This window comes from Citrobacter sp. RHBSTW-00859, from assembly GCF_013729795.1.
In the GTDB taxonomy this organism is placed as follows: domain Bacteria; phylum Pseudomonadota; class Gammaproteobacteria; order Enterobacterales; family Enterobacteriaceae; genus Citrobacter; species Citrobacter braakii.
This window is the reverse complement of record NZ_CP056284.1, coordinates 2,218,830-2,245,407: the sequence shown is the minus strand read 5'-3', so window position 1 is coordinate 2,245,407 and position 26,578 is coordinate 2,218,830. Positions and strand designations below refer to the sequence as shown.

Sequence of the window (26,578 nt, the reverse complement as noted above, 5' to 3'; positions counted from 1 at the left end):
ACCTGAGTCTGCACATTTAAATCCGCAAGCCTGAAACTCATCGGGAGAGACCATGAAATTCAATCTGTTAACTGCAATACTGCTCACGGCAATAACCGGGGCCACCTCAGTCAATGCGGCTGATTACAAAAAAAATCCATTCACCCTGGCCTATGACGGTGCCATCACTGAGAACGTCAAAGGCAAGGTCAACATTCATCCGGTGAAGTACGATCTGCATGGCATTCAGATAGCTGCGAATGTCTATACCCCTGCTAACTACGATCCCGCCAAAAAATATCCTGCCGTGGTGGTTGCACATCCGAATGGCGGCGTAAAAGAGCAGGTCGCAGGCTTGTATGCCCAGCGTCTCGCCGAACAGGGCTACATCACGATTACTGCCGACGCGGCTTATCAGGGCGCGAGCGGTGGGATGCCTCGCAGCGTGGATAAACCCGCTAATCGCATCGAGGATATCCACGGCATGGCTGACTACATCAGCCAGTATCCGGGAGTGGATACTTCCCGCCTCGGTCTGCTGGGTATTTGCGGAGGCGGCGGTTATTCACTTGTTGCGGCCGAAACGGATCAACGGTTTAAATCGATTGCAACCATCAGCATGTTTAATTCAGGCCTGGTGCGCCGCAACGGTTTTCAGGACTCACAGCTGGATACTATTCAGCAGCGTCTTCAGCAAGCTTCTGACGCACGTGCTCAGGAAGCTTCCGGAGGCGAAGTCCTGTACTCCGGTGATGCCAATCTGACTGATGAACAGATCGCTAAGTTACCTTTTGCCTTATATCGACAGGGCTATGAGTACTACTGGAAAACTCACGCGCACCCGAACTCTACGTTTAAATACACGACAAGTAGCCTGTTAGATTTGATGAGTTTTGACGTTACGGACCATATCAATCTCATCAATAAACCGCTGCTGATGATTGCTGGTACAAAAGCCGATACGCTCTATATGACGGAAGATGCGTTTGCGAAAGCCACCGGTACAAAAGACAAAGAACTCTTCCTGATCGATGGCGCTACCCATATCGAGACGTATTGGGTTCCTGAGTACGTCGACAAGGCTTTGCAAAAGCTGGACGTCTTCTTCGATAAGAGTATTTAACCCCTATCAGACGATACCTTTGGCCAGCCACTCAGGCTGGTCATATCAGGACATAATGAGTGTGTCCGCATGTGACCAAGACTAACGAAGTCGGGAGGAAAGATAATTACGCACATTAAATAGCCGCTATGAATGAAATTCATAAAACAGCAGCGACATCTGAGGATTATTTTTTGCCTGTAAGGTTTTACTTCGTGGTACAGGCCAACTTTAGGTTTAGCATTACCGCATTGAATTCCGGTGAGCATAACGAGCTCTTGTTTGTACTGTCTCGTTACGAGATGGATTTACACTCTATGAAATGAAAAAATCCACGCAATTGCGTGGATTTTGTAGACTTTTTCAATATTCATGAGATTTGATGAAACCTCATGAGACAACAAATTTTATTTAGACGTTGAAGAGGAAGTTCATCACATCGCCATCTTTAACGATATAATCTTTACCTTCTGCACGCATCTTACCGGCTTCTTTCGCGCCTTGTTCACCTTTATAGGTGATGAAATCTTCAAACGCGATGGTTTGTGCGCGGATAAAGCCTTTCTCGAAGTCAGTATGAATTTTACCCGCCGCCTGCGGAGCCGTTGCGCCAACAGGAATGGTCCATGCACGAACTTCTTTCACGCCAGCGGTGAAGTAGGTCTGCAGGTTCAGCAGTTCGTAACCAGCGCGGATTACGCGGTTCAGACCCGGTTCTTCCAGACCCATTTCAGCCATGAATTCTTCACGGTCAGCATCATCGAGTTCTGCGATGTCAGCTTCAACGGCAGCGCAAACTGCAACAACCACGGAGCCTTCAGCTGCGGCGATTTCACGCACTTTATCGAGGTATGGGTTGTTTTCAAAACCGTCTTCGTTGACGTTGGCGATATACATCGTTGGCTTCAACGTCAGGAAGCTCAGGTATTTGATAGCCGCTTTGTCTTCATCGGTCAGCGTTTTCAACGCACGCAGCATGCCAGCGTTTTCCAGCTGTGGCAGGCATTTTTCCAGTGCAGCCAGTTCCGCTTTAGCGTCTTTATCGCCGCCTTTGGCCTTCTTCTGTACGCGATGGATAGCGCGCTCACAGGTATCCAGGTCAGACAGCGCCAGTTCGGTATTGATAACCTCAATGTCGTCAGCCGGATCTACTTTGTTATTAACGTGGATGATGTTGTCGTTTTCAAAGCAGCGAACCACGTGGCCGATAGCTTCGGTTTCACGGATGTTCGTCAGGAACTGGTTACCCAGACCTTCGCCTTTGGACGCGCCTTTTACCAGACCGGCAATGTCGACGAATTCCATCGTTGTTGGCAGGATACGCTGCGGTTTGACGATTTCGGCCAACTGATCCAGACGCGGATCGGGCATCGGGACAACACCTGTGTTCGGCTCGATAGTACAGAACGGGAAGTTTGCCGCTTCAATACCCGCTTTTGTGAGCGCGTTGAACAGGGTGGATTTGCCTACGTTTGGCAAACCGACGATACCGCATTTGAATCCCATGTTTAAATCACCTTAATCTTTTGATATTCAACCTGTTATGGAAAACAGATTGTAGAAAAGTAAATAACTCTGCCTATTATACACAGCACGCGAGAAAAATGCCGCACATCCCTGCTTATTGCGCTTTAAAGGTGTGTAACCGGCTCGTTGCCTTGGTCAGGCCATCTTTGAATAAAATCTCGGTACAACGTGCCGCTTCGTCAATTGCTTCATCAATTAACTTCTGCTCTGAAACAGGCGGTTTGCCTAAAACAAATCCGACAACTTTGTTTTTATCACCCGGATGACCAATTCCCACGCGTAAACGATGAAAGTTGGGGTTATTGCCCAACTTGCTGATGATGTCTTTCAGGCCATTATGTCCGCCATGACCGCCACCGAGCTTAAATTTTGCCACGCCAGGCGGCAGGTCTAATTCGTCGTGCGCGACCAAAATTTCATCGGGGTTGATACGATAAAAACTGGCCATCGCACCCACGGCCTTGCCGCTGAGATTCATAAATGTGGTCGGTACCAGCAAACGGACATCTTCCCCTTCGAGCGTTACTCTGGAGGTGTAGCCGAAGAATTTCGGCTCATCACGTAGGGGCGCGCGTAATCTCTCTGCCAGTAAATCGACATACCATGCGCCTGCGTTGTGTCGCGTTGCCGCATACTCTGCGCCGGGGTTCGCCAGGCCGACAATCAATTTAATCGTCACGTGTTTTGTCCTGAGTGTTTCCATAAACGACGTGTAGTTTACTGTCTGATGCTGCTCTTGACAAAAAACTGCGTTCTAATCGCCAAAAACTGAATAATTGCACAAATGGACTATTAGAAATTGAGTATGTTCAGTAGCTTATTTGTAAAGTTTTGTTGCGCGAGTGTTTGTAATTGTGATCGCTCCCGCACTTGCGAACGGCAGTGTTGTCTATACTTTACACATAAGGATTAGGGGTATTCCCTGTAGCAACCCAAAGTTCCGGAGGTGACACATGAAACGCAAAAACGCTTCGTTACTCGGTAACGTGCTCATGGCTTTAGGGTTGGTGGTGATGGTGGGGGGTGTTGGTTACTCTATTTTAAACCAATTGCCGCAATTTAATCTGCCACAGTTTTTCGCACATGGTGCCGTGCTCAGTATTTTTGTAGGTGGTGTTCTGTGGTTGGCGGGAGCCAGAGTGGGCGGGCACGAGCAAATCAGTGACCGTTACTGGTGGGTACGCCATTATGACAAACGCTGTCGTCGCGGTGATACCACTCATCGTCATAACTAAATCGTTTCCCGGCAGAAAGGGCTGCGGTTTGAATACAAAGTCCTGGTTGAAAAACCAGGACTCTGCTTGTTCATTATCCTTGCATAGAACGCACTTTTATATTCGCTATGGAATATAAGAAACGTTATTCGAATAACCGATAATGTAACGTTTTAACCGCGCTATCCGCGTCTTCAGCGGGCAACAGGAAACACAGGTTGTCATTTGACGCGCCGTGGCAAATCATTCGCACCGTTTGCCCTTCAAGCCAGGCAAAAACGTCTTTGCAAACTCCCGCCGCCTGAGTCAGCCGATTCCCCACCAAAGTCACTAATGCCAGTCCGGTTTCCACTTCCACACGACAGTGGGAGGACAATGCGGTAAACAATGCGCTGGTCAGTATATGATCTTCACCTGAGGTTGCGTGAGTCGCGTCCAGCGCCAGCGCAATACTGTTCTCTGAGGTTGTAACCAAATCCACCGTGACCGCGTGGCGAGCTAAAATGGCGAAGGACTGCGCCAGGAAAGAACCGGACGGTTGTGTCTCCAGACTATGTAATCGCAACAGCGTCTGTTTACGGCGCACGGCAAGCGCACGATAGCGAGGTGGGTTGTCGGTGGTGTTATGCACCAGCGTACCACCGGCAGCCGTATCCTTACTTGAGCCAACAAAAACCGGAATGCTTTTACGCATTGCCGGAAGCAGCGTAGCCGGGTGGAGGACCTTCGCACCGAAGGCGGCCATATCGCTGGCCTCGGAAAATGAGATGTGGTCAATCCGTTTGGCCCGCGGCGCAATGCGCGGATCGGTGGTGTAGATCCCTGCGACATCGGTCCAGATGTCCACGCGTGCGGCGTGAAGCGCCTCACCGAGAAGCGTCGCCGTGTAATCACTACCACCGCGTCCCAGCGTAGTGGTATGCCCTGCGGCATCCCGGCCGATAAACCCCTGGGTCACCATAATCGCTTGCTCAAGACGAGGGCGCAGGTGAGTCTCCACCAGGTGGTGCAAGGTACCGAGTTCGGGTTCGGCGCAGCCGAAACTCGAGTTGGTACGCATCACGCTGCGGGCGTCAAACCACCCGGCCTCGGCATGCCGTTCACGTAAGACCTCAGTAAACAGTAAAGAGGACATCAGCTCGCCGTGACTGACCAATTCATCGCTTAGCGCATCAGACGGTGAAACGGTCGCCGTTTGTGCAAGATGGCGGATGTTGTTGAGAAGATTATCGATTTCCGTGCTGATAACGGACGGCTGCTTCAGGCGGGAAATAATGTTGTATTGGATGGCGCGTAGGGTCTCAAGCTTATCTAATTGTTGATGCGTTTCCAGACCTTCAGAAAGCTCGACCAGTAAGTTTGTAACGCCTGCAGAAGCAGACAGTACGACTAAACGGACATCTTGATCAGCAAGGACAATGCTGGCGCTTCGGTTCATCGCATCAAAATCAGCGACGCTGGTGCCGCCAAATTTGGCAACGACGGATGGTGGATAAATGCGAGTCATAACAATCTCATATCAGGGCGCCATAAAAGTATGGCTAGAAAATTTTCATTCTCGGCATAAGGGGAAACGGTGTTCGCCTTACGAAATGTCCGCCCGCGAACATTTCTGCTGACAACCCAGGGAATTCCTGTTGTCGAAAACGCGTGTCGCCTGTACGCGTTACCGGGTGCTGCGCATTAATTTTATTTACATAGTCTGCAAATAAGCGCGCCATACTAAGTGATTTATATTTAGGGATCGACTTTTTTATTCGATTTATCGACAAATAAGTGAAAAATCATGTCGTAACAAGAAAACGCGTACATTATTAATGGTAAAAACGTGTAAAAAAATAATAAAAACATGAAAATTACATGGTTTTTATAACATCGTATGCGTTGCAATTGGCTACGGTAATTGTTAATTAAATAGATATATTTCTTTAGGATTTCGTAATGAAGGGTGGCTGTTACACTTTGAATTATAAAGAAAAAACACCCGCTAAATGTGTTGAAAAATAAATGATTGAGTCCAGGGCTAAAACAACATATATTAGCCGCGCTTTTTTACAGGTAACCCTTATAACCATTTATTCAATCAGGCGTTAATCTACACCTGGTTGTAGGAGTGATATGATGACGGATAAAGTCCGTATTGATACTTTAAGTGCTAATTCATTACCACAGAGCAATGATACCTTTTTAGCAAGACAGGCTGAGTTTGAATCTAATGTCCGCAGCTATCCACGTAAACTGCCATTAGCGATTGCTAAAGCGCAGGGCGTCTGGATTACTGACGTAGAAAATAATCAATATCTTGATTGCCTGGCAGGTGCCGGAACCCTGGCGCTTGGTCATAATCATCGGTAATGACTCCAACTTACTGATAGTGTTTTATGTTCAGATAATGCCCGATGACCTTGTCATGCAGCTCCACCGATTTTGAGAACGACAGTGACTTCCGTCCCAGCCTTGCCAGATGTTGTCTCAGATTCAGGTTATGTCGCTCAATGCGCTGAGTGTAACGCTTGCTGATTACGTGCAGCTTTCCCTTCAGGCGGGATTCATACAGCGGCCAGCCATCCGTCATCCATACCACGACCTCAAAGGCCGACAGCAGGCTCAGAAGACGCTCCAGTGTGGCCAGAGTGCGTTCACCGAAGACGTGCGCCACAACCGTCCTCCGTATCCTGTCATACGCGTAAAACAGCCAGCGCTGACGTGATTTAGCACCGACGTAGCCCCACTGTTCGTCCATTTCCGCGCAGACGATGACGTCACTGCCCGGCTGTATGCGCGAGGTTACCGACTGCGGCCTGAGTTTTTTAAGTGACGTAAAATCGTGTTGAGGCCAACGCCCATAATGCGGGCGGTTGCCCGGCATCCAACGCCATTCATGGCCATATCAATGATTTTCTGGTGCGTACCGGGTTGAGAAGCGGTGTAAGTGAACTGCAGTTGCCATGTTTTACGGCAGTGAGAGCAGAGATAGCGCTGATGTCCGGCAGTGCTTTTGCCGTTACGCACCACCCCGTCAGTAGCTGAACAGGAGGGACAGCTGATAGAAACAGAAGCCACTGGAGCACCTCAAAAACACCATCATACACTAAATCAGTAAGTTGGCAGCATCACCGGAAAACTCTATGCAGGGGCAGATACCCTGCGAAAAATGGGCTTTCGCTTTGCGCCTGACGCCACTCACGCCGTCTGCCTGAACGATATCCCCGAGCTAACCATTGACTACAACGTTCAGTTGCAAACGCTTTCGCTTACTGCGCCACTCAGTTCACTCGATCTTGCGACCACACAGCTTAACTCCCCCGTAGAGACCGCGCCGACGGCGACAACATCACGCGGAGCGCTGCTCAATTACGATATCTATACCCAACAGGGGGATGAAAGCGCAATAAATACCTTCAGCGAACTCCGCGCTTTCAATGCTGCAGGCGTGCTCAGCACCACCCAGTTGACGCAGTATTCCACCGAGGAAAATGCGGATAACAGCGTTGAGCGACTCGATACCAGCTGGCGTACGTCATTTCCCGAAACGATGCTGGCGGTAACCGTTGGCGATACCCTGACCAGTTCACTTATCTGGTCCCGGCCGACGCGTATCGGCGGCATTCAGATAGGAACCGATTTTGGTTTGCGGCCCTATATGCCAACCACCCCGCTCCCTGCATATCTTGGCTCCGCAACGTTGCCGTCAAACGTTGAGCTGTACGTCGACGGCGTCAGGTACTACAACGGAGAAGTCCCCGCGGGTAGCTTTCAGATCAACACAATGCCGAACATCAGCGGCGCGGGAACGGGTCAGGTAATGATGACGGATGCGCTGGGCAGAACGAGCGTACAAAATTTCTCGTTCTACAACGATCAGCAACTCCTGCGGGAAGGATTAACTGCCTGGTCTGCAGAATTGGGTACGGTACGCGAAAACTATGGTTACTCCTCTTTTGATTATGCCAGCGCACCGGTACTGAGCGGTACATGGCGTCGGGGGTTTAGCAATACGTTCACCGCCGGGACTCACGCTGAAACCAGCGATGGACTGATTAACGCGGGCTTCAGTAACGACTGGATCCCAGGCACCCGCAGCGGCACGTTTTCGACCTCAATTGCCGCAAGTACCGACGCAGGAAAGAACGGTTTTCTGTACAGTTTTGGTTACCGTTGGTCCGGCGAACGGTTTAATTTCAGTACCAGTACGACGGCCACTTCCGGCGATTATCGTGATGTCGCCACCCATTATGGCGAGCCGCCACCGACGCTTAACAGCAATACGGTCATTGGCTATTCGCTGGAAGCTGCCGGTAATGTCAGCCTGAGTTACCTGCAGTTTCGTTATCCGCACGAAAATGCGGTGCGCTACGCCAACGCCAGCTGGTTCAAATCGATTACCGACAACATTTCACTGAATGCCGGATTCAACCAAAACATCGACGATAACCGCGATCGCAGTCTCTATCTGATGGTGACAATGACCACTGATAACAATCTCAGTGCCAGCAGCACCCTACAACGTACCAATGATGAGACCGGCTACCAGCTCAACGCCAGCCTGACGCCTCCTGCCGACGGCGGTTGGGGCTGGAATCTGGCCGCAAGTCAGCAGGCTTCCCGGCAAAGCGGTCAGGGAGAAGTGGGATATCTGGGTCGTTATGGTAAAGCGTACGCGGGATTCAGCCGTTTACCGGATAACCATTACGGCTACGCAGGCGCCACCGGATCGCTTGTTACCATGGGAGGCGGCCTGTTTGCAGCACGAGAAATCAACAATGGCTTTGCCGTCGTATCAACTGACGGCGTTCCTGACGTCCCGATTAAATTACAAAATAACCTGATTGGTCGCAGCGACGACCAGGGGCTATTGCTGGTCACGCCGCTGAACAGTTATCAAAAAAACCTGATCAGTATTGACCCAATGGATCTCCCCGCCAATATGCGGATCGCACGCGTTGAGACGAATGCAACGCCTGCCGATCGTTCCGGTACATTGGTTAGCTTTGGCATCACCCCGGTACGCGCTGCGCAGGTCATCCTCGTCGACAATCAGGGTAAACCCATTCCCGAAGGCAGCATGGCATACGCCATCAGCGGAGCAGGACAATCGTCTGTCGTTGGTTTTGATGGGATGACCTGGTTCGACACGCTGGAACAGCACAACGCGCTGCGCGTTGAGACAGACACCGGCAGTTGTCGCGTGCAATTTGACTATCCCGCTTCCGCAAAGGGGATTGTGCAAATAGGTCCACTGGTTTGCCGGCCACACTAACAGGAGTGCGCTCATGAGGTTAAGGCATCTGTTACTCATCGCAGCCGTACTCTTTTGTTCGGCGATTAGCCATGCCGTAACCTGTTCGGTGAGCAATGTACAACCCATAAATTTGGGCTCAGTCAATCCGCTGTCTGCGACAGGCGCAACGTCATCAATGACGTTCAACTACACCTGCACCAAAGAGCTTGGCGACGCGCTGGCAGGGATCAACCTCTGTTTTAATATTGGCGCCTCAGCCGTCAGTGGCCAGGTGACACCCCGAAATATGTCATTAAACGGAACACCTGCCAGAACGCTGGCATACCAGCTTTACCAGGATGCCGGACACACCAAAGTCTGGGGGAGTCAGTATCAGTCGGGAACAACTTTTCCAATGGTACAGCTTAACCTGCTGAATCTGACGCCAGTGACGGGCTCACTCACGGTATCAGCGCAGATTGTCACGCCACAAACCTCAGCGGTCCCCGGAAGCTATCAGGATAGCTATACGGCGGCGACAGCCCTTGTCACCCTCAATCCTGGATTGCTTTTCCCGCCGACCACCTGTGGCGATACCGTTGCCGCCAGGCTGCCCTTCACCGTATCGGCGACGGTCAGCAAACAGTGCAATATCACCTCTGCAACCAATATTAGCTTTGCGCCCGCCGGGGCGACCGGGCGTAACCTAACGGCTTCAAATACCGTGGGCGTAGCATGTTCCAATAACACGCCTTACACCATCGGACTTCAGCCCTCTAACGGCAATACGGCAGGCAGCGGCGTGATGGCCGGCACGGGGTCAAATACGGACAAGGTCCCCTACCAGCTTAGCTCGACGCCAGGGCCGTCCGGAACGGTTTGGGGCAATTCATCGCTCAATACTGTCGCGGGCAACGGTACGGGAACCACCACCACCTACCCGGTTTAAGCCACCGTTCCCAGCGCGAACTACACGCCTGACAACTATGCTGATACCGTTACCATCGCCGTGACCTACTGACCCCAGCTTAATCGCAATAAAGCAAATACATTTTATTATCATATTATTTACTTTTAGAGGTGCGTCATAAATCTGACAAATTGCGATTTTTATAAAACATGCATATTAAATTACCCATCCAGCAAAATAACTGAAATATCAGCACGATCAGAGAATAACTATTCACTTCTCAGCTAAAACCCACACGCTTCATGCCGATAAACCGTGTTAGCCGGACAGGCCATTCTATGAAATAAATGTTAAATTTAGGTTCATATGGTGTGATTCACTGTATACCACGGCCAAATTAAGAACATATTACTTTTATAACTAAGGTTTATCATGGATAAGTTATCTTACGCTTCAGATAGCAGCACATCTGCCTGGAATACCTACCTGCAACAAATCGAGCGTGTGGCCCCTTACCTGGGCGAACTTTCCCATTGGGTGGATACCCTGCGCCACCCAAAACGCGCGCTGATTGTCGATATCCCGGTGCAGATGGATGACGGTACTATCCGTCATTTTGAAGGGTATCGCGTGCAACATAACCTCTCCCGCGGGCCGGGCAAAGGCGGTGTGCGTTATCATCCTGATGTTGATCTTAATGAAGTGATGGCCCTGTCCGCATGGATGACCATCAAATGCGCAGCGTTGAACCTGCCGTACGGCGGTGCGAAAGGTGGCGTGCGCGTCGATCCGTTCTCGCTTTCCGAAGGTGAACTGGAGCGTTTAACCCGCCGTTATACCAGCGAAATCGGCATTATCATCGGGCCGCAGAAAGACATTCCTGCGCCGGATGTGGGGACTAACGGAAAGGTAATGGCCTGGATGATGGATACCTACTCCATGAACCACGGCACCACCGTGACCAGCGTGGTCACCGGTAAACCTATTCACCTCGGCGGCTCGTTAGGTCGTGATAAAGCCACCGGTCGTGGTGTTTTCGTCAGCGGTCTGGAAGTGGCGCGTCGTGCCAACATCGACGTTGAAGGCGCTCGCGTAGCGGTGCAAGGTTTTGGTAACGTCGGCAGTGAAGCCGCCCGCCTGTTCGCGGCAGCAGGAGCACGCGTGGTCGCGATTCAGGATCACACCGCAACGCTGTTTAACTCAACGGGTATCGACATGGCCGCGTTGTCTGCCTGGCAGCTGGAGCACAAACAGATTGCCGGTTTCCCGGGCGCTGAAACCATTGCCAGCGAAGCCTTCTGGAGCCTGGAGATGGATATTCTGATCCCGGCCGCGCTCGAAGGCCAGATCACCCGTCACCGCGCGGAAACGCTGACCTGTAAACTGGTACTCGAAGGCGCTAACGGCCCAACCTATCCGGACGCCGACGACGTTCTGGCAAGCCGCGGTATCGTGGTTGTCCCAGACGTTGTTTGTAACGCCGGCGGCGTAACCGTCAGCTACTTCGAATGGGTTCAGGACATGGCAAGCTTCTTCTGGAGCGAAGAAGAGATTAACAATCGCATGGACAAAATAATGACCGATGCGATGGTACACGTGTGGGAAAAAGCGGCAGAGAAATCCTGCTCACTGCGTACGGCAGCCTACATTGTTGCCTGCGAACGCATTCTGCTGGCACGTAAAGATCGCGGAATTTATCCGGGCTAACGCCGAAATCGACCATGCCTACAAACCACCTGCTCTGCAGGTGGTTTGTTTTCCCTAAACACCCGTGAATCAGCTTCCCGGCCAAATACGGCCCAACCTCTCATTTTCGCTGTTTTATGCACCATGACGTTCCAATACGGAACATTATTATGTTGCTACGTTTCGTATTGAAACGCCCATTACAGCAATTTTCTTTTGCCAACCCGTGTGCAAAATTACCTTATCGGCAGCGAGCAGTCGCCGTGGCGTTGTATAACCCGATACCCTACATCAGATGCCTGCCCGAATCTGGCAGCCATCCAGGACTGTCTGCGGAGCATAAATAATGAAAAAATTGATTAACCGTGTTGAAGACGTACTGACTGAACAACTCGCCGGGCTGGCGAAAGCGTATCCTTCCCTGGCACTGCATCAGGATCCGGTATATGTCACCCGCGCAGATGCGCCGGTAATGGGCAAAGTGGCGCTGCTTTCCGGCGGCGGCAGCGGACACGAGCCTATGCACTGCGGCTATATTGGTCAGGGCATGCTCTCTGGTGCCTGCCCGGGTGAAATTTTTACCTCACCCACGCCGGATAAAATGTTCGAATGCGCCATGCAAATTGATGGCGGCGAAGGCGTACTGCTGATCATCAAAAATTACACCGGCGATATTCTTAATTTCGAAACCGCCACCGAGCTGTTGCATGAAAGCGGCGTCAAAGTCACCACCATGGTAGTGGATGACGACGTGGCGGTGAAAGACAGTCTGTATACCGCCGGTCGTCGTGGTGTGGCGAATACCGTATTGATCGAAAAACTGGTCGGCGCGGCCGCCGAACGCGGTGACTCACTGGAAGTCTGTGCGGCGCTGGGTCGTAAACTGAATAACCAGGGCCACTCCATTGGGATAGCCATTGGCGCCTGTACCGTTCCGGCCGCCGGACAACCGTCGTTCACGTTGCAGGATAACGAAATGGAGTTTGGCGTGGGTATCCACGGGGAACCGGGCATTGACCGCCGCACCTTCACTTCCCTCGATCAGACCGTTGATGAAATGTTCGATACCCTGCTGGAAAACGGCAACTACAGCCGTACGCTCCGCCACTGGGACAACGTTCAGGGCGCGTGGCAGGAAGGCAAAGAAAGCAAGCGCGCGTTGCAAAGCGGCGATCGCGTCATTGCGCTGGTCAATAATCTCGGTGCGACGCCGCTGTCAGAACTCTACGGCGTGTATAACCGCCTCGAAAGCCGTTGCCAGGACGCCGGCATCGTCATTGAGCGCAACCTGATCGGTTCTTACTGTACCTCTCTGGATATGACTGGCTTCTCAATCACCCTGTTACAGGTGGATGACGACACGCTGAGCTTATGGGATGCACCGGTTCACACCCCTGCTCTCAACTGGGGTAAATAAGGAGATACATGATGTCCCTCAACAGAACACAAATTGTTAACTGGCTCTATCGCTGCGGTGAGATCTTCACCACCGAAAGTGATTTTCTCACCGGTCTTGATCGGGAAATTGGTGATGCCGACCACGGTCTGAACATGCACCGCGGCTTTAGCAAAGTCGTCGAAAAGCTGCCGTCCATCGCCGATAAAGACATTGGCTTTATTTTGAAAAACACCGGCATGGTGCTGCTCTCAAGCGTCGGGGGGGCCAGCGGTCCACTGTTTGGTACCTTTTTTATCCGCGCCGCCCAGGTAACCCAGGCTCATCAAAGCCTGACGCTTGAGGAGTTGTATCAAATGATTCGTGATGGCGCAGAAGGTGTGATTAGCCGCGGTAAAGCTGAACCTGGCGACAAAACCATGTGCGATGTCTGGCTGCCGGTAGTGGAATCTTTACGCCAATCCTGCGAGCAAAAGCTGAGCGTACAGGCGGCGCTGGAAGCGGCAAGCCAACAAGCGGAAGCAGCAGCGCAAAGCACCATCACCATGCAGGCCCGCAAAGGCCGCGCCAGCTATCTCGGTGAGCGCAGCATTGGGCATCAGGATCCCGGCGCAACGTCCGTAATGTTTATGATGCAAATGCTGGCTCAGGCGTCCAGAGAGTAAGGATAAAGCGATGGTAAACCTGGTTATTGTTTCTCACAGCGCCCAGTTGGGCGAAGGCGTCGGCGCGCTAGCCCGGCAGATGTTAATGGGTGATGGTTGCAAAATCGCTATTGCCGCAGGCATTGACGATCCTGAGAATCCGATTGGTACCGATCCTATCAAGGTGATGGAAGCCATTGAGTCCGTGGCCGATACGGATCACGTGCTGGTGATGATGGATATCGGTAGTACGCTATTGAGTGCGGAAACCGCGCTGGAACTGCTCGATCCGGCCATTGCCGCCAAAGTACGTCTGTGCGCCGCGCCGCTGGTCGAAGGCACGCTCGCCGCAACGGTTAGCGCTGCCGCAGGTGCTGACATTGAGCGGGTCATCTGTGATGCCATGAACGCCCTCGACGCCAAATGTGAGCAACTGGGTTTACCTTCGCCATCTGCAGCAAAGCCGACATCCGCCGAATTCGCGCCTGATGCAGATGCTCATTCAGTGGCCATTGTGGTGAAAAATCCAAACGGCATTCATGTGCGTCCGGCTTCACGGCTGGTTTCCGCGCTGTCTGGCTTTAACGCCGATTTGTGGCTGGAGAAAAATGGCAAGTGCGTCGTCCCTGATAGCCTGAATCAGATTGCCCTGCTGCAGGTACGCTGTAACGACACGCTGCGCCTGATTGCCAAGGGCGAACAGGCAGAGGATGCGCTGGCCGCATTCAAACAGCTGGCGGCTGAGAATTTTGGTGAATCGCTCGAGCCCGCGCATGCTGATACCGTGGTGACGAAGGTTCCCTCACAGGTCACGGGGACGGCATTCTGTTACACACCGTTCTCACCACAGGTAAGCCAACAGCCTATAGCCTCACTCCAGATTGAGCAGCAACGGTTACGGGTCGCTATCCAAAGCACGCTGAACGACTTAAGCGGGCTAACCGCGCTTGCAGAAGAGAGATATTCCGCAGATATCGCCGCTATTTTCTCCGGTCACCACACACTGTTGGACGATCCGGATCTGTTCGATATGGCCTGTGATCTAATGCGTGAAACGCAGTGCAGCGCGGCCTGGGCCTGGCATCACGTGCTGAGCGATCTCAGCCAGCAGTATTTACAGCTCGACGATCCTTACCTGCAGGCGCGATACATCGATATTGAAGATTTGTTGTCTCGTTCACTGCAGTATTTGACGGGAGAGACTGCACAAATTCCCGCCTTCATCCGTCCCACTATTTTGGTCGCGGAGGTCATCTATCCATCTACGGTGCTGCAACTCGATCCGAAGACCATCAAAGGCATCTGCCTGCGAGACGGGAGCGAAGCGTCTCACCCGGCGATTATCGCCCGTGCAATGGGGTTATGTTGGTTGTGTCAGCAAGGCGAGGCCATCGAGAGTATCACGATGGGTGATACCCTGACCCTTGACAGCGTGGCCCAGCGGATAACCCGCGCGGGCTGATGTCGGTTGCACGCCCTTTCCCGACAAAGGGTGTGCATCTTTTCGATTAGCGTCGGGAAATGTCTGTTTATTCGCAAAATGGGGCGTCGATCACGCGCAACGGTCGATCCTGAACTAAGGTTTTCTCATGGTAAATGCCGCTGCTTCGGCACACCCTAAGGAGATTAACCGATGATAACGCCTGCAACTCGCCATCCAGGCCTGCTCTCTGTTGCAATAAAACTGACGCTCGCAAGCACCTTTTTTGCCCTTTCCTCTTTTGCCGTCAACGCCGAGGACGCACCAACCGCTACGCCTCAGCCGCCTGATATTTTGCTTGGCCCTCTGTTTAACGATGTACAAACGGCCAAACTGTTTCCTGACCAGAAAACCTTTGCTGATGCCGTTCCTAACAGCGATCCATTAATGATCCTTGCCGATTACCGGATGCAGAAAAACCAGTCCGGATTCGACTTACGTCATTTTGTGGAAGTGAATTTCACCTTGCCGAAAGCTGGCGAGAAATACGTCCCTCCAGCCGGGCAATCGCTGCGCGAGCATATTGACGGACTGTGGCCGGTACTCACTCGTTCGACAACCGACGCTGAAAAATGGGACTCTCTGATGCCGCTCCCGGAACCGTATGTCGTGCCTGGCGGGCGTTTTCGCGAAATATATTATTGGGACAGCTATTTCACCATGCTGGGGCTTGCCGAGAGCAATCACTGGGATAAGGTCTCCGACATGGTGGCAAACTTTGCTTACGAGATTGATTCCTGGGGACACATTCCTAACGGCAACCGCACCTACTATCTGAGCCGTTCTCAACCGCCATTCTTTGCCTTTATGGTGGAACTGCTGGCGCAGCATGACGGGGATGACGCGCTGAAAAAATACCTCCCGCAGATGCTCAAAGAATACACCTACTGGATGGAAGGCGTCGAAACGCTCCAGCCCGGTCAGCAGAATAAGCGCGTGGTTAAACTGGATGACGGCACCATTTTGAATCGCTACTGGGATGACCGCGATACGCCGCGGCCAGAGTCCTGGGTGGAGGATATCACCACAGCTAAAAGCAATCCGAACCGACCGGCCACAGAAATCTACCGCGACCTGCGTTCTGCCGCCGCGTCGGGTTGGGACTTTAGTTCCCGCTGGATGGATAACCCCAATCAACTAGGCACCCTGCGCACCACCAGCATTGTTCCGGTCGATCTCAATGCGTTGATGTACAAAATGGAAAAGATGATCGCCCTCGCCAGCAAGGCCGCCGGGGATAATGCCAAAGCTGCACAATATGAAGGCTTCGCAAATGCCCGACAAAAAGGGATCGAAAAGCACCTGTGGAACGACAAAGAAGGCTGGTATGCCGATTACGATCTGAAGAGCCACAAAGTACGTAACCAACTCACGGCCGCCGCCTTGTTCCCGTTGTATGTCAATGCAGCAGCAAAAGATCGCGCCAGTAAAGTGGCCGCGGCAACCCAGGCGCATTTGCTGCAACCCGGCGGCCTGGCCACCACGTCGGTGAAAAGCGGCCAGCAGTGGGATGCTCCCAACGGCTGGGCCCCGCTCCAGTGGGTCGCCGCATCGGGATTACAGAATTACGGTCAGGATAACGTCGCCATGGACGTGACCTGGCGATTCCTCACCAACGTGCAGCACACCTACGATCGTGAGAAAAAGCTGGTTGAAAAGTATGACGTGAGCAGCACAGGCACTGGCGGAGGCGGCGGCGAATATCCGTTGCAGGATGGTTTTGGCTGGACCAACGGCGTAACGTTAAAAATGCTCGACCTGATCTGCGCCAAAGAAAAGCCCTGTGACAGCGTGCCCGCTTCGCGCCCGGCCCCGGCAAGTACCACGCCAGTCGAGCCTAAAAAACAGGCTCAGCCGACGTCTTAATGCCGTTACCTGAAGCGTTTTACTCCCCGAATCCGCGCTGCGTCGCGGATTTTTTCTGGCTTATATTTCGCCATTCCTGTTGTCTCTACGCCATCTAGCCCTTATGGGGTATTCCGGGTTTTCATCCGTGAGAAATTGATTCTGAACATGTTTTTATTCGCTATATATGTAAATATATAGCGATTTTATCACCTTCAGGATAACAATTATGCCACTGACAAGACGGATGTTTGCCCAGCTTGTGGCATCTGCACTGCTGCTACGCCATCTTCCCGCCTTGGCTCAAACGCCGCTAACCGTTGCCGTTGGAGGCCACCCAGCGCCAGAGGCGACCCAACGCGTGGTCAGCGCAGGCGCACCCGCCGACATGCTGCTGCTGGCCGTCGCGCCGGAAAAACTGGTTGGTTTTTCATCCTTTGATTTTTCTCGTCAGACCGCCATCCCGTTTCACGAAGACATTCGGGCTTTACCGAAACTGGGCAAGCTGGCGGGACGCGCCAGCACACTCTCACTTGAAGCGCTACTGGCGCTTAAACCCGACCTGGTGATTGACTGCGGCAATGCCGATGAAACCTGGCTTTCTCAGGCCAGACAAGTGAATGCGCAAACGCAAATTCCCTGGTTGCTGATTAATGGCGAACTGCGGCTCAGCCCGCAACAGCTACTCGCGGCAGGTGAAGCGCTGGGAGTCGCAACGCGGGCCAGGACTCAGACCAAACTGGCCCAGCGTTTTATTGATGAAGCCCTCGCGTTTTCACACTCTCCCGCAGCAAAGCTGCGTTTTTATGCCGCGCGCGGCGCCCGCGGACTTGAAACAGGATTACAAGGTTCATTGCATACCGAAGCGGCAGAACTACTGGGATTACACAATGTGGCGCAAATTCCTGGGCGGCACGGGCTGGCGCAGGTTTCAATGGAAAACCTGTTGAGCTGGCAGCCCGATATTATTCTGGTACAGGATGCGATTACGGCACAGTACCTGCGAGAAGATCCCGTCTGGCAAGGAGTCAAAGCGGTTGCCGATCGGCGCATTCTGTTTCTCAGCGGCCTGCCGTTTGGCTGGCTGGACGCGCCTCCCGGCATCAATCGTTTGCTGGGGTTACGCCGTCTGCATGCCTGGCTTGATCCACAGGTTGAAGCGGGCTTTAAAACCGATATGCAGCGCTACAGTGAACTGTTCTGGCACACCACGTTAAGCGACGCACAGTATCAACAACTGGTGAGCGTCTGATGAAAACATCTACCCTCGGTTTTCTGATGATTACGACGGTGGTGCTTTGCGCGAGCATCGCCGCGGTGTCGGGTGCTTATCGCCTCGATGCACAACAGGTTGTGGATCTTATTGCAGGCAGGGATGGCGTCCCGATGCAGGACAAAATCGTCTTCTGGCAAATCCGACTGCCACGCATTCTGGCTGCATTGTTACTCGGCGCAGCGCTGGCTGGCGCAGGAACCACTTATCAGGGAATGTTCCGTAACCCACTGGTTTCGCCGGATATCCTCGGCGTGGCGGCCGGTGCCGGTTTGGGCGCCTGTACGGCAATCCTGCTGGGGCTACCAATCCTGTTTATTCAGCTGTATGCGTTCACTGGCGGTTTGTTAGTAGTCGCCGGTGTCTGGCTGATCACCCGGCGAGTCAAGCGTCACGATCCAGTGTTAACGCTGGTGCTGGTCGGGATTGCGCTGGGTACGGTCTGCGGCGCGGGAATTTCACTCATCAAAACGCTGGCCGACCCGTATACCCAACTCCCGTCGATCACCTTCTGGCTGCTCGGCGGTTTATCGACAATTACTCTGCACGATCTGTGGTTCTCAGCACCGCTGATCCTTGCTGGACTGGTCCCGTTATTGCTGCTGCGCTGGCGCATGAACCTGCTCACTCTGTCGGATGATGAAGCCCGATCGCTTGGGATCAACGTCTCCCGACTGCGGCTGGGACTGATCGTCTGCGCAACGTTAGTCACCGCCTGTACCGTCGCCATTGCCGGCATTATCGGCTGGATTGGACTGGTGGTGCCGCACATCGGCAGACTCCTCAGCGGGAATAACCACCAGCAGTTACTGCCGGTGTCCATGGGGATCGGCGCCATTTTACTCCTGCTCACCGACACCCTCGCCCGCACGCTGAGCCGCACGGAAATCCCGCTGGGGATCCTGACTGCATTTATTGGCGCACCGTTCTTTTTGCTGCTTTTGCTGCGGGGAAACCGCCCATGACGCTATTACTCGTGCGCCACGCGTCGCTGGGATACCACAGTAAACAACCCGTGTTACGCGATATCTCCTTTCAGGTTTCGCCCGGTTCTGTCTGTTGTCTGATTGGTGCTAACGGCAGCGGTAAAACCACCCTGATGCGCACCATTCTCGGCGTTCTTCCGCCGCTTCGCGGTGACATTCTGCTTGATGGCGTCGCAGTGAATCATCTCAGCGATCGGGAACGCGCCGCAGCCATCGCCTGGGTTCCTCAGGCGCACGACGGCGCGTTTGCCTTCACTGCGCTGGACATGGTGATGATGGGACTGGCCCCGCAACTGGCGGCATTTGCGGTTCCCGGCGCTAAAGAGCGTGAAATTGCACATCAGCAACTGGCGATGCTGGAGATTTCTCACCTGGCACTTCGACGCTGGAACACCCTGAGCGGCGGCGAACGGCAACTGGTGTTGATCGCTCGCGCGCTGGCGCAACGTCCGCGTCTTTTATTGCTGGATGAACCCGCATCCAGCCTTGATTTTGGGCATCAAATCCGACTGCTCGACACGCTGGTGACGCTGAAAAATTCCGGTATGGCCCTGCTGATGTCTACCCATCACCCGTTGCACGCCCGGGCAATCGCCGACAGCGTGGTACGGGTTGAACCAAACGGCGAGGTGTCGCAGGGGCTGCCTGAACATCAGCTCGCCGCCGACCGCCTGGCCGCGCTGTATCGCGTTACACCGTCACAAATTACCCACCATCTTTATGGTTCACTCAATTAAGGAATATTCATGCTCATTGACGACATTGATTTTGCCGATCTTTACCGTAAGCAATTACAGCTGGCGAACAGAACCGAGAAAAAGCCGGAGCACTGGGACAAACGTGCGGAAAAAATGGCGGAGAATTGCGCCTCATTAACCGACAGCTATCTGCTGCAACTGCTGGGGAAAATCGACCTGCAAGGTGCAGAGTCGCTGTTTGATATGGGTTGCGGCCCCGGTACAGTCTCGCTGGCGCTGGCTAAAAAAATGCCAATAATTTACGGCGTAGATTACAGCCAGGGAATGCTGAGCGTAGCTGCCCGCCGCGCCGCACAAATGAACGCCCGTCACGTTCAATGGGTGCAACGAGCCTGGGAAGAGCACTGGGATGATTTACCCCAGTGCGATATCGCCGTCGCTTCGCGTTCCACGCTGGTTGCCGATATGCGCCAGGCAATGAGCAAGCTGAATAATCAGGCCCGGCTGCGGGTTTATACCACCCACCTCGTCAGTTCATCTTTCGTTTCTCCCTCCATTCAGCGCGCACTGGGCCGCGAAGTGATTGAACTGCCCAACTATATCTATGCGCTTAATGTTCTGTATCAGATGGGGATCCACGCGCACGTTGATTTTATCCGCGGTCCCAACTGTCAGCAGGACAACAGCATCTGGACGCGTTTTCTGGAAAACGTGCGCTGGAGTATGGGTGAACTGAGCGCAGACGAGGTCGAACGTCTGGAAAACTGGTATCAACAGCAGGATCCACGCGCTATTGCCCCCGCCAGCCGTGACTGGGCGCTTATCTGGTGGGACAGCATCCCGCGGGAGGCGCTGCGATGATCTACTTTTCGCAGGCGCAAATTGACGCGCTGCTGCTGGAAGATATTCAGGGCGGCGATCTGACCACCCGCGCGCTGGGTATCGGCGCCCAACCAGGCGTCATCGAGTTTAGCCATCGCCAGGGCGGATGCGTTAGCGGTACCGCTGTTGCCAGACAAATGCTGACTTCATTGGGATTAACCGTCACCGATATTTTGTCCGATGGCGAACGGGCGAACGCCGGACAGCGACTGATTCGCGCACACGGACCAGCGGCGGCGCTGCACCAGGGCTGGAAAGCGGTACAAAATGTACTGGAGTGGAGTTGCGGCGTGTCGGGCTATCTCGTCGAGATGCTGAGCATGCTGCATCAACGCTATCCCGATGGGCAGATTGCCTGCACCCGCAAAGCCATTCCCGGTACGCGTTTACTGGCGACTCAGGCAATACTTGCCGCCGGGGGCATTATCCATCGGGGAGGATGCGCCGAAACGGTACTGCTGTTTGCTAATCACCGCCGTTTTCTTACCAACCCAAACGACTGGACAGGCGCGATTGCGCGCTTACGCAGCCATGCGCCAGAAAAAAAGATCGTGGTCGAAGCGGATACGCCAGATGAGGCATTGGTCGCCCTACGTGCCGCCCCTGATGTCCTACAACTCGACAAATTTACCCCCGAGCAGGCGGCAGAAATTGCCCGTCAGGCCCCTGCTCTGGCCCCCCATTGCACGCTGGCGCTGACCGGCGGCATTACCCTCGCCTCGCTGGCGGGTTATCTCGACTGCGGTATCAGACTCTTTATCACTTCCGCGCCTTACTACGCTCCACCTGCGGATATCAAAGTGAGCCTGAGCCCGGACGCACGTGGCCTATAACATCAAAAAATGGACTAAAAATAATGAATTTCAACAAAAGTTGTCTTTACACAGCCCTGTCGTTTGCTTTCGCGCACAGTGCTTTTGCTGGGCAGGAAAGCGAAACCATGACCGTCTGGTCTAGTCCGGTCTCCGCGGCAACCACCACGGTTCTCGGCCAGGAAACGATACAACAGCTGGATAAACAGAACGTGGCGCAGGCGCTGAGCGTCGTCCCCGGCGTCGTGCTGCAAAAGTCAGGCAACCGCAACGAGCAACAGGTAAAAGTGCGCGGATTTGACAGCCGTCAGGTTCCCGTCTTTTTCGACGGCGTGCCGGTGTACATCCCCTATGACGGCAACCTCGACTTCGGCCGTTTTCTGACATCCGATATCGCTTCGGTTGAAGTCTCCAAAGGCTACTCGTCTCTGTTACAGGGGCCAAACCAGATGGGCGGCGCCATCAATATCACTACAAAAAAACCGACCAAACCGCTTGAAGGCAGCATTGGCTATCGCCAGGGCTGGAGTCGCAGCAAAGACAACGCCCACGATATGCACGCTTCATTTGGCGCCAGTAACGATCTCGGCTATATCCAGCTCAGCGGCAGTCAGCTGAAGCAGGATTTCCTTGGGTTACCGCATGGCGTGGACAACCCGGTTGCGGGCAGTCACGGCAAGATGATCAACTCTTCCGCTGATGACAAGCGTGGCATCGTGAAGCTGGGCTTTACCCCTCGTGGAGATGATGAATATGTGCTGACCTATATAAATCAGGACGGTGAAAAAGATAATCCACCGTACGCCGGAACCAGCAGCCAGAAGTCACGCTACTGGCAATGGCCACAATACGATAAAGAGAGCTATTACTATCAGGGAACCACACATCTGGGCGACCGTTTTACCCTGAAAAGCCGTCTGTATCGCGACACCTTTGAAAATACGTTAATGATGTACAACTCGCTGGCCGATCTGAAAAATAAGAAAGGCAGCTACAGCCATTATTCGGACTATAGCGATGGGGCTGGCCTGCAGCTCGCTGCGGATATGCGAGAAAACGATCTGCTCTCTTTCGCCGTGAACTGGAAGGACGATGTTCACCGCGAGAAAGGCGCACCGAATGCGGCTTACGACCGCTACGAAGACCGCACCTGGTCCGTAGCCAGTGAATACCAGTGGGCTGCGGCGGATAATATCGATGTGGTGGCGGGAATAAGCTATGACTGGCGAGACAGTCTGGAAGGTATGAAGCACGAGAAAAACGGCAGCGTCACGCACTACGATGACAACAACCAGTCGGCCTTTAACTGGCAGGTGATGACAAAATACCACTTTGAAAATTCAGATACATTAGCGCTGTCTTACTCTGACAGAACGCGTTTCCCAACGTTAAAAGAACGCTACACGACCTCGAAACCGGCCTATAACCAGGTGGCCCTGGTCAATCCACAGCTTAAACCGGAGCGCGCCCGCAGCGTGGACCTGACATGGAATGGTTCACTTAGCCAGAACTGGGGATTCGAAGCCAGCGTGTATTACAACCGCATCAGCGACGCGATTCTTTCGCACAATATTGATGCCGACACCATCCAGAATCAGAACAGTGGTCGGGTGGATTACACCGGCCTGGATGCAGGCGTTAAAGGTAAAGTTTTTGATATGCTGGACGTCGGGCTGAGCTACGGCCTTATTCATGCGGACGCCAAACGCAGCGATATCGGTAAGATTACCGATCTGCCGACGCAGACCCTGACAGCCTGGATGACGCTGAAACCGTGGGAGCCACTCAGCATTACGCTGTCCGAAGAGGCCCGTTCGTCGAGCTATAGCAATACCGACGGCTCGCAGAAAGCCGCTGGTTTCGCCATTACCCATTTGCGCGCTGATTACGCCATTGGCCACGGGTTTAGCGTTAACGCTTCGGTCAATAACCTGTTCGATACGCAGTACGTTTACAGTGAAGGATTTATTGAAGAGGGGCGTAATTACTGGGCGGGCATTGAGTATCAGTTCTGACTTAACAATGCAGAAAAACGGCCCCGTCAGGGGCCGTTCGATTAATCTCGTCGTACAAGCCGAAAGACACCCAGCACAACAATCGCGCCGACCACGGCCACCAGGAAGCTGTGGAGATTAAACCCGCTGATATCGCCGCCGATACCGAACATCGTAGCCAGCCATCCACCGACCACAGCACCGATAATACCGAGAATGCAGGTCAGGATAAATCCACCGCCATCGCGCCCCGGCATAATCAGTTTGGCGATAACCCCCGCAATCAGACCAAAAATAATCCAGGTAATAATTCCCATTTCCAGGCCCTCTTTCCAGTGAACGCACGCGCAAGACATTCTTGCGCCAGCACGTTAAGTATAGGCAAGCCATCGCTACGTGCTTTTTCCCTCAGACTTAATTCATTGGGTTTGGTAAAAAATTTCATCCATTTGTATTAAGTTCCGTTGATTGATGCCGATAATCCAACGATAAACCAGGCATCCAGGAGTCATTAGGTGTGAGTAACTACAATGAGCAGTTCCTGAAGCAAAATCCGTTAGCGGTGTTAGGCGTACTCCGGGACTTAAATTCGCAGCAGGTTCCGCTGCGTATCTCCTGGTCAGGTGGCCAGTTCATCAGCAAAATACTGGCGGTCAGCCCGGACGAACTGATCATGGATTTTGGTAGTCAGGAATATGAAAACCAGGCCGTGCAGCGAGCCAGTCAGATAACGATTATCGCCGAAACGCAGGGAGCCAAAGTGGAGTTCACCCTGCCACAGCTGAAAAAAGGCGAATACCAGCGGTTACCCGCATTTATCTCATCATTGCCGCCATCTCTGTGGTTCGTCCAGCGTCGGGAATATTTCCGTATCGGTGCTCCGCTGCATCCCCCCTATCGCTGCACGGTAAAAATGCCGGATAACAGCACGCTGTGTTTTCGCTTATTCGATTTGTCTCTTGGCGGTATGGGCGGGCTGTTAGAAACGGCAAAACCAGAGGGACTGGTAGAAGGCATGCGCTTTTCACAGGTTGAACTGAACATGGAGCAATGGGGAGTGTATCAGGTGGACGCCCAGCTAATTTCCATTAGCGAACGCAAAGTTATCGACGGGAAAAACGAAACAATTACCACTCCCCGCCTGAGCTTTCGTTTTCTCAACGTCGGCCCGGCGGTGGAGCGTAACCTACAGCGGATTATTTTTTCCCTCGAGCGCGAGGCCCGGGAAAAGTCAAATAAGGTGCGCGATTAGCATCACCTGAATTACATCACATCCAGCGCTTGTTGAAGCTTCCAGATATAGCGCGGAGCCTGCGGCGCCGGATGATTATCCGCAACATGTTCAATAAATTCATCCGGGCTGAGATCGTTTATCTTATTAATGGCTTTTTTCCTGTCGGAGGAGAACGTTCGCAGCAGCGCGCCCGCACCGTTGGCGTACGATACCACCAGCGCATATTGCATCACCTGCGGATCTTCGATCCCGGCCAGCGGCCCGGTCTCAAGAATGCTCAGGTATGCGGCCCCCATCGAGATATTGCGCTCAGGATTTTTCAGCTCGCTGGTTGACGGCTCGCCACTCCACCCCATGCGACGATAAACATCACGCCCTGACGTAGAGGCTTTTAACTGCATCAGGCCAATCGCATTAGACTTACTGACCGCATTCGGGTTTCCACCTGATTCAATGGCGATGATAGCGGTAATCAATTGTGGACTGACACCCCAGGCCGCACCGGCTTTTTCGCTGATCGGCATCCATTGCATTGCGCGTTTAACCGGAACTTCAGCATTCCACGGCGGATTTTTGTAATCCTGTTTTGAACTACAGCCCGCAAGTAATACAACCAAAAAAGCAAACCATCTCAATTTCACGTCATCTATCCTTATAGCCGGAACCTGTCGCTGAGGTGACAACGACATACCTACGCGGCATGATATACATTTGGTTTTAGTTGTAGCAAGGAAATGCCATGTCCCGGTTTCACTTAATTGCCCCGTCGGGCTACTGTATCAACCAGCAGGCTGCCTTACGCGGGCTGGCGCGTCTTACTGAGGCCGGTCATCAGGTCGACAATTCAGCGGTCATTGCGCGCCGCTGTCAGCGTTTTGCGGGTACAGAAGCAGAACGGCTTGCTGATGTGAACGCGCTCGTAAATCTGAACACGCCCGATACCATTGTGATGGCAGTACGCGGCGGCTATGGCGCGAGCCGTTTACTGGCAGATATTGACTGGCAGGCGCTGGCGGCCCGTCAGCAACACAACCCGCTGCTGCTGTGCGGACACAGCGATTTTACCGCGATCCAGTGTGGTCTGCTGGCGCAGGGGAATGTGATTAGCTTCAGCGGCCCGATGCTGGCGGCTAACTTTGGTGCCGAGGAGATGAACGCATTTACCGAGCACCATTTCTGGCAGGCTGTTCGCAATGCCCAATTTACCCTCGAGTGGCAAGGTAACGGTCCGGCATGTGCGACCGAAGGTACGCTATGGGGCGGAAATCTGGCGATGCTCATTTCTCTGATGGGCACGCCGTGGATGCCCGCTATCGAAAACGGCATTTTGGTGCTGGAAGACATTAACGAGCATCCTTTTCGCATTGAACGCATGCTGCTGCAACTGTATCACGCAGGAATACTGGCCCGACAAAACGCCATTATCCTCGGCAGTTTTAGCGGCAGCGCACCTAATGATTACGACGCGGGCTACAGTCTTGACTCAGTTTGTGATTTTCTACGCGCCAGGTTATCGGTTCCGTTGATCGACGGCCTCGATTTTGGTCATGAACAACGCACCGTCACCTTGCCGTTGGGGGCCAGAGCGGTATTGAAAAATGATAAAAACGGCGCTCAGCTCACCTTAAGTGGGCATCCGGTACTTAAATCGTAAAAAAAGCGGTTAACAGGGCTAAGTAAAACGCTGTTTCTGTC

At 53.1% G+C, this 26,578-nt stretch carries 21 protein-coding genes and 3 pseudogenes; 18 read left to right on the top strand and 6 right to left on the bottom strand.

Annotated elements, in window-relative coordinates; translation table 11 throughout:
* Nucleotides 1-52: 52 nt before the first annotated feature.
* Nucleotides 53-1,102, top strand: a complete 1,050-nt coding sequence (locus HV302_RS11215; protein WP_016153322.1) for an alpha/beta hydrolase — start codon at nucleotides 53-55, stop codon at nucleotides 1,100-1,102.
* Nucleotides 1,103-1,492: 390 nt separating this feature from the next.
* On the opposite strand, the gene ychF is transcribed toward HV302_RS11215, so the two are convergent.
* Together ychF and pth are read right to left on the bottom strand one after the other, a co-directional pair.
* Nucleotides 1,493-2,587, bottom strand: coding sequence for a redox-regulated ATPase YchF (gene ychF / locus HV302_RS11210; RefSeq protein ID WP_016153303.1), 1,095 nt, complete (start codon nucleotides 2,585-2,587; stop codon nucleotides 1,493-1,495).
* A 115-nt stretch (nucleotides 2,588-2,702) separates the two neighbouring features.
* A complete protein-coding gene (gene pth, locus HV302_RS11205; protein ID WP_016153302.1) occupies nucleotides 2,703-3,287 on the bottom strand; it encodes an aminoacyl-tRNA hydrolase in 585 nt (194 codons plus the stop codon).
* Nucleotides 3,288-3,561: 274 nt separating this feature from the next.
* Between pth and ychH the strand changes: the two genes are divergently transcribed.
* Nucleotides 3,562-3,843, top strand: a complete 282-nt coding sequence (ychH, locus tag HV302_RS11200; RefSeq protein WP_016153301.1) for a stress-induced protein YchH — start codon at nucleotides 3,562-3,564, stop codon at nucleotides 3,841-3,843.
* 124 nt (nucleotides 3,844-3,967) lie between these two features.
* Here ychH and lysC read toward each other — a convergent pair whose 3' ends face one another.
* Nucleotides 3,968-5,329, bottom strand: coding sequence for a lysine-sensitive aspartokinase 3 (gene lysC, locus HV302_RS11195; RefSeq protein ID WP_137380041.1), 1,362 nt, complete (start codon nucleotides 5,327-5,329; stop codon nucleotides 3,968-3,970).
* A gap of 614 nt (nucleotides 5,330-5,943) precedes the next feature.
* Here lysC and HV302_RS11190 point away from each other — a divergent pair.
* Nucleotides 5,944-6,171 (top strand): annotated as a pseudogene (locus tag HV302_RS11190) (diaminobutyrate--2-oxoglutarate transaminase); the annotation flags it as partial.
* A 16-nt stretch (nucleotides 6,172-6,187) separates the two neighbouring features.
* Here the strand turns inward: HV302_RS11190 and HV302_RS11185 are convergent.
* A protein-coding gene (locus HV302_RS11185) for an IS1 family transposase (protein ID WP_223429336.1) occupies nucleotides 6,188-6,885 on the bottom strand; the annotation gives its coding sequence in 2 pieces (ribosomal slippage) (nucleotides 6,188-6,636 and nucleotides 6,636-6,885; 699 coding nt in all).
* Between the two features lie 43 nt (nucleotides 6,886-6,928).
* Between HV302_RS11185 and HV302_RS11180 the strand changes: the two are divergent.
* The 13 genes and pseudogenes from HV302_RS11180 to HV302_RS11120 form a co-directional block, all read left to right on the top strand.
* A pseudogene (locus HV302_RS11180) lies at nucleotides 6,929-9,082 on the top strand (fimbria/pilus outer membrane usher protein); the annotation flags it as partial.
* A gap of 13 nt (nucleotides 9,083-9,095) precedes the next feature.
* Nucleotides 9,096-10,064: pseudogene (locus HV302_RS11175) on the top strand (Csu type fimbrial protein).
* Between the two features lie 321 nt (nucleotides 10,065-10,385).
* Nucleotides 10,386-11,660, top strand: coding sequence for a Glu/Leu/Phe/Val family dehydrogenase (locus HV302_RS11170; protein ID WP_016153352.1), 1,275 nt, complete (start codon nucleotides 10,386-10,388; stop codon nucleotides 11,658-11,660).
* A 325-nt stretch (nucleotides 11,661-11,985) separates the two neighbouring features.
* Nucleotides 11,986-13,056: a dihydroxyacetone kinase subunit DhaK gene (dhaK, locus tag HV302_RS11165; protein WP_103766401.1), complete on the top strand. Its 1,071-nt coding sequence runs from the start codon at nucleotides 11,986-11,988 to the stop codon at nucleotides 13,054-13,056.
* An 11-nt stretch (nucleotides 13,057-13,067) separates the two neighbouring features.
* Nucleotides 13,068-13,700 carry a dihydroxyacetone kinase subunit DhaL gene (dhaL, locus tag HV302_RS11160; RefSeq protein ID WP_016153354.1) on the top strand — a complete coding sequence of 211 codons (633 nt, stop codon included), beginning with the start codon at nucleotides 13,068-13,070 and terminating at the stop codon, nucleotides 13,698-13,700.
* 10 nt (nucleotides 13,701-13,710) lie between these two features.
* Nucleotides 13,711-15,141, top strand: a complete 1,431-nt coding sequence (dhaM, locus tag HV302_RS11155; protein ID WP_181627342.1) for a dihydroxyacetone kinase phosphoryl donor subunit DhaM — start codon at nucleotides 13,711-13,713, stop codon at nucleotides 15,139-15,141.
* Nucleotides 15,142-15,312: 171 nt separating this feature from the next.
* A complete protein-coding gene (locus tag HV302_RS11150) occupies nucleotides 15,313-17,025 on the top strand; it encodes an alpha,alpha-trehalase (protein WP_181627341.1) in 1,713 nt (570 codons plus the stop codon).
* A 208-nt stretch (nucleotides 17,026-17,233) separates the two neighbouring features.
* Nucleotides 17,234-18,256: an ABC transporter substrate-binding protein gene (locus tag HV302_RS11145; protein ID WP_181627340.1), complete on the top strand. Its 1,023-nt coding sequence runs from the start codon at nucleotides 17,234-17,236 to the stop codon at nucleotides 18,254-18,256.
* Between the two features lie 26 nt (nucleotides 18,257-18,282).
* Entirely contained in the window at nucleotides 18,283-19,242 is a 960-nt protein-coding gene (locus tag HV302_RS11140) for a FecCD family ABC transporter permease (protein ID WP_369707202.1), read from the top strand.
* Nucleotides 19,239-20,000 (top strand): ABC transporter ATP-binding protein, encoded by a 762-nt coding sequence (locus HV302_RS11135; protein WP_046275011.1) that lies wholly within the window; start codon nucleotides 19,239-19,241, stop codon nucleotides 19,998-20,000. Before HV302_RS11140 ends, HV302_RS11135 begins: the two co-directional genes overlap by 4 nt.
* 9 nt (nucleotides 20,001-20,009) lie before the next feature.
* Complete coding sequence (locus tag HV302_RS11130; protein WP_181627339.1) at nucleotides 20,010-20,822, top strand: class I SAM-dependent methyltransferase; 813 nt, start codon at nucleotides 20,010-20,012, stop codon at nucleotides 20,820-20,822.
* Entirely contained in the window at nucleotides 20,819-21,676 is an 858-nt protein-coding gene (modD, locus tag HV302_RS11125; protein WP_181627338.1) for a ModD protein, read from the top strand. Before HV302_RS11130 ends, modD begins: the two co-directional genes overlap by 4 nt.
* A 23-nt stretch (nucleotides 21,677-21,699) precedes the next feature.
* Nucleotides 21,700-23,670 carry a TonB-dependent receptor plug domain-containing protein gene (locus tag HV302_RS11120; RefSeq protein WP_181627337.1) on the top strand — a complete coding sequence of 657 codons (1,971 nt, stop codon included), beginning with the start codon at nucleotides 21,700-21,702 and terminating at the stop codon, nucleotides 23,668-23,670.
* A 41-nt stretch (nucleotides 23,671-23,711) separates the two neighbouring features.
* Here the strand turns inward: HV302_RS11120 and HV302_RS11115 are convergent, their stop codons facing one another.
* Nucleotides 23,712-23,966 (bottom strand): GlsB/YeaQ/YmgE family stress response membrane protein, encoded by a 255-nt coding sequence (locus tag HV302_RS11115; RefSeq protein ID WP_016153363.1) that lies wholly within the window; start codon nucleotides 23,964-23,966, stop codon nucleotides 23,712-23,714.
* Between the two features lie 200 nt (nucleotides 23,967-24,166).
* Here HV302_RS11115 and ycgR point away from each other — a divergent pair, with 200 nt between their 5' ends.
* Nucleotides 24,167-24,901: a flagellar brake protein YcgR gene (gene ycgR / locus HV302_RS11110; protein ID WP_095715404.1), complete on the top strand. Its 735-nt coding sequence runs from the start codon at nucleotides 24,167-24,169 to the stop codon at nucleotides 24,899-24,901.
* Between the two features lie 11 nt (nucleotides 24,902-24,912).
* Here ycgR and emtA read toward each other — a convergent pair whose 3' ends face one another.
* Nucleotides 24,913-25,524 (bottom strand): membrane-bound lytic murein transglycosylase EmtA, encoded by a 612-nt coding sequence (gene emtA, locus HV302_RS11105; protein ID WP_016153365.1) that lies wholly within the window; start codon nucleotides 25,522-25,524, stop codon nucleotides 24,913-24,915.
* 98 nt (nucleotides 25,525-25,622) lie between these two features.
* Here emtA and ldcA point away from each other — a divergent pair, with 98 nt between their 5' ends.
* Nucleotides 25,623-26,537: a muramoyltetrapeptide carboxypeptidase gene (gene ldcA, locus HV302_RS11100; protein ID WP_181627335.1), complete on the top strand. Its 915-nt coding sequence runs from the start codon at nucleotides 25,623-25,625 to the stop codon at nucleotides 26,535-26,537.
* The last annotated feature ends 41 nt before the right edge of the window (nucleotides 26,538-26,578 follow it).

What these genes read in the sequence shown, in the direction of transcription:
- HV302_RS11215 (WP_016153322.1), top strand. Translation starts at nt 53, where the DNA reads ATGAAATTCAATCTGTTAACTGCAATACTGCTCACGGCAATAACCGGG.
- ychF (WP_016153303.1), bottom strand. Translation starts at nt 2,587, where the DNA reads ATGGGATTCAAATGCGGTATCGTCGGTTTGCCAAACGTAGGCAAATCC.
- ychH (WP_016153301.1), top strand. Translation starts at nt 3,562, where the DNA reads ATGAAACGCAAAAACGCTTCGTTACTCGGTAACGTGCTCATGGCTTTA.
- lysC (WP_137380041.1), bottom strand. Translation starts at nt 5,329, where the DNA reads ATGACTCGCATTTATCCACCATCCGTCGTTGCCAAATTTGGCGGCACC.
- HV302_RS11170 (WP_016153352.1), top strand. Translation starts at nt 10,386, where the DNA reads ATGGATAAGTTATCTTACGCTTCAGATAGCAGCACATCTGCCTGGAAT.
- dhaK (WP_103766401.1), top strand. Translation starts at nt 11,986, where the DNA reads ATGAAAAAATTGATTAACCGTGTTGAAGACGTACTGACTGAACAACTC.
- dhaL (WP_016153354.1), top strand. Translation starts at nt 13,068, where the DNA reads ATGTCCCTCAACAGAACACAAATTGTTAACTGGCTCTATCGCTGCGGT.
- dhaM (WP_181627342.1), top strand. Translation starts at nt 13,711, where the DNA reads ATGGTAAACCTGGTTATTGTTTCTCACAGCGCCCAGTTGGGCGAAGGC.
- HV302_RS11150 (WP_181627341.1), top strand. Translation starts at nt 15,313, where the DNA reads ATGATAACGCCTGCAACTCGCCATCCAGGCCTGCTCTCTGTTGCAATA.
- HV302_RS11145 (WP_181627340.1), top strand. Translation starts at nt 17,234, where the DNA reads ATGCCACTGACAAGACGGATGTTTGCCCAGCTTGTGGCATCTGCACTG.
- HV302_RS11140 (WP_369707202.1), top strand. Translation starts at nt 18,283, where the DNA reads ATGATTACGACGGTGGTGCTTTGCGCGAGCATCGCCGCGGTGTCGGGT.
- HV302_RS11135 (WP_046275011.1), top strand. Translation starts at nt 19,239, where the DNA reads ATGACGCTATTACTCGTGCGCCACGCGTCGCTGGGATACCACAGTAAA.
- HV302_RS11130 (WP_181627339.1), top strand. Translation starts at nt 20,010, where the DNA reads ATGCTCATTGACGACATTGATTTTGCCGATCTTTACCGTAAGCAATTA.
- modD (WP_181627338.1), top strand. Translation starts at nt 20,819, where the DNA reads ATGATCTACTTTTCGCAGGCGCAAATTGACGCGCTGCTGCTGGAAGAT.
- HV302_RS11120 (WP_181627337.1), top strand. Translation starts at nt 21,700, where the DNA reads ATGAATTTCAACAAAAGTTGTCTTTACACAGCCCTGTCGTTTGCTTTC.
- HV302_RS11115 (WP_016153363.1), bottom strand. Translation starts at nt 23,966, where the DNA reads ATGGGAATTATTACCTGGATTATTTTTGGTCTGATTGCGGGGGTTATC.
- ldcA (WP_181627335.1), top strand. Translation starts at nt 25,623, where the DNA reads ATGTCCCGGTTTCACTTAATTGCCCCGTCGGGCTACTGTATCAACCAG.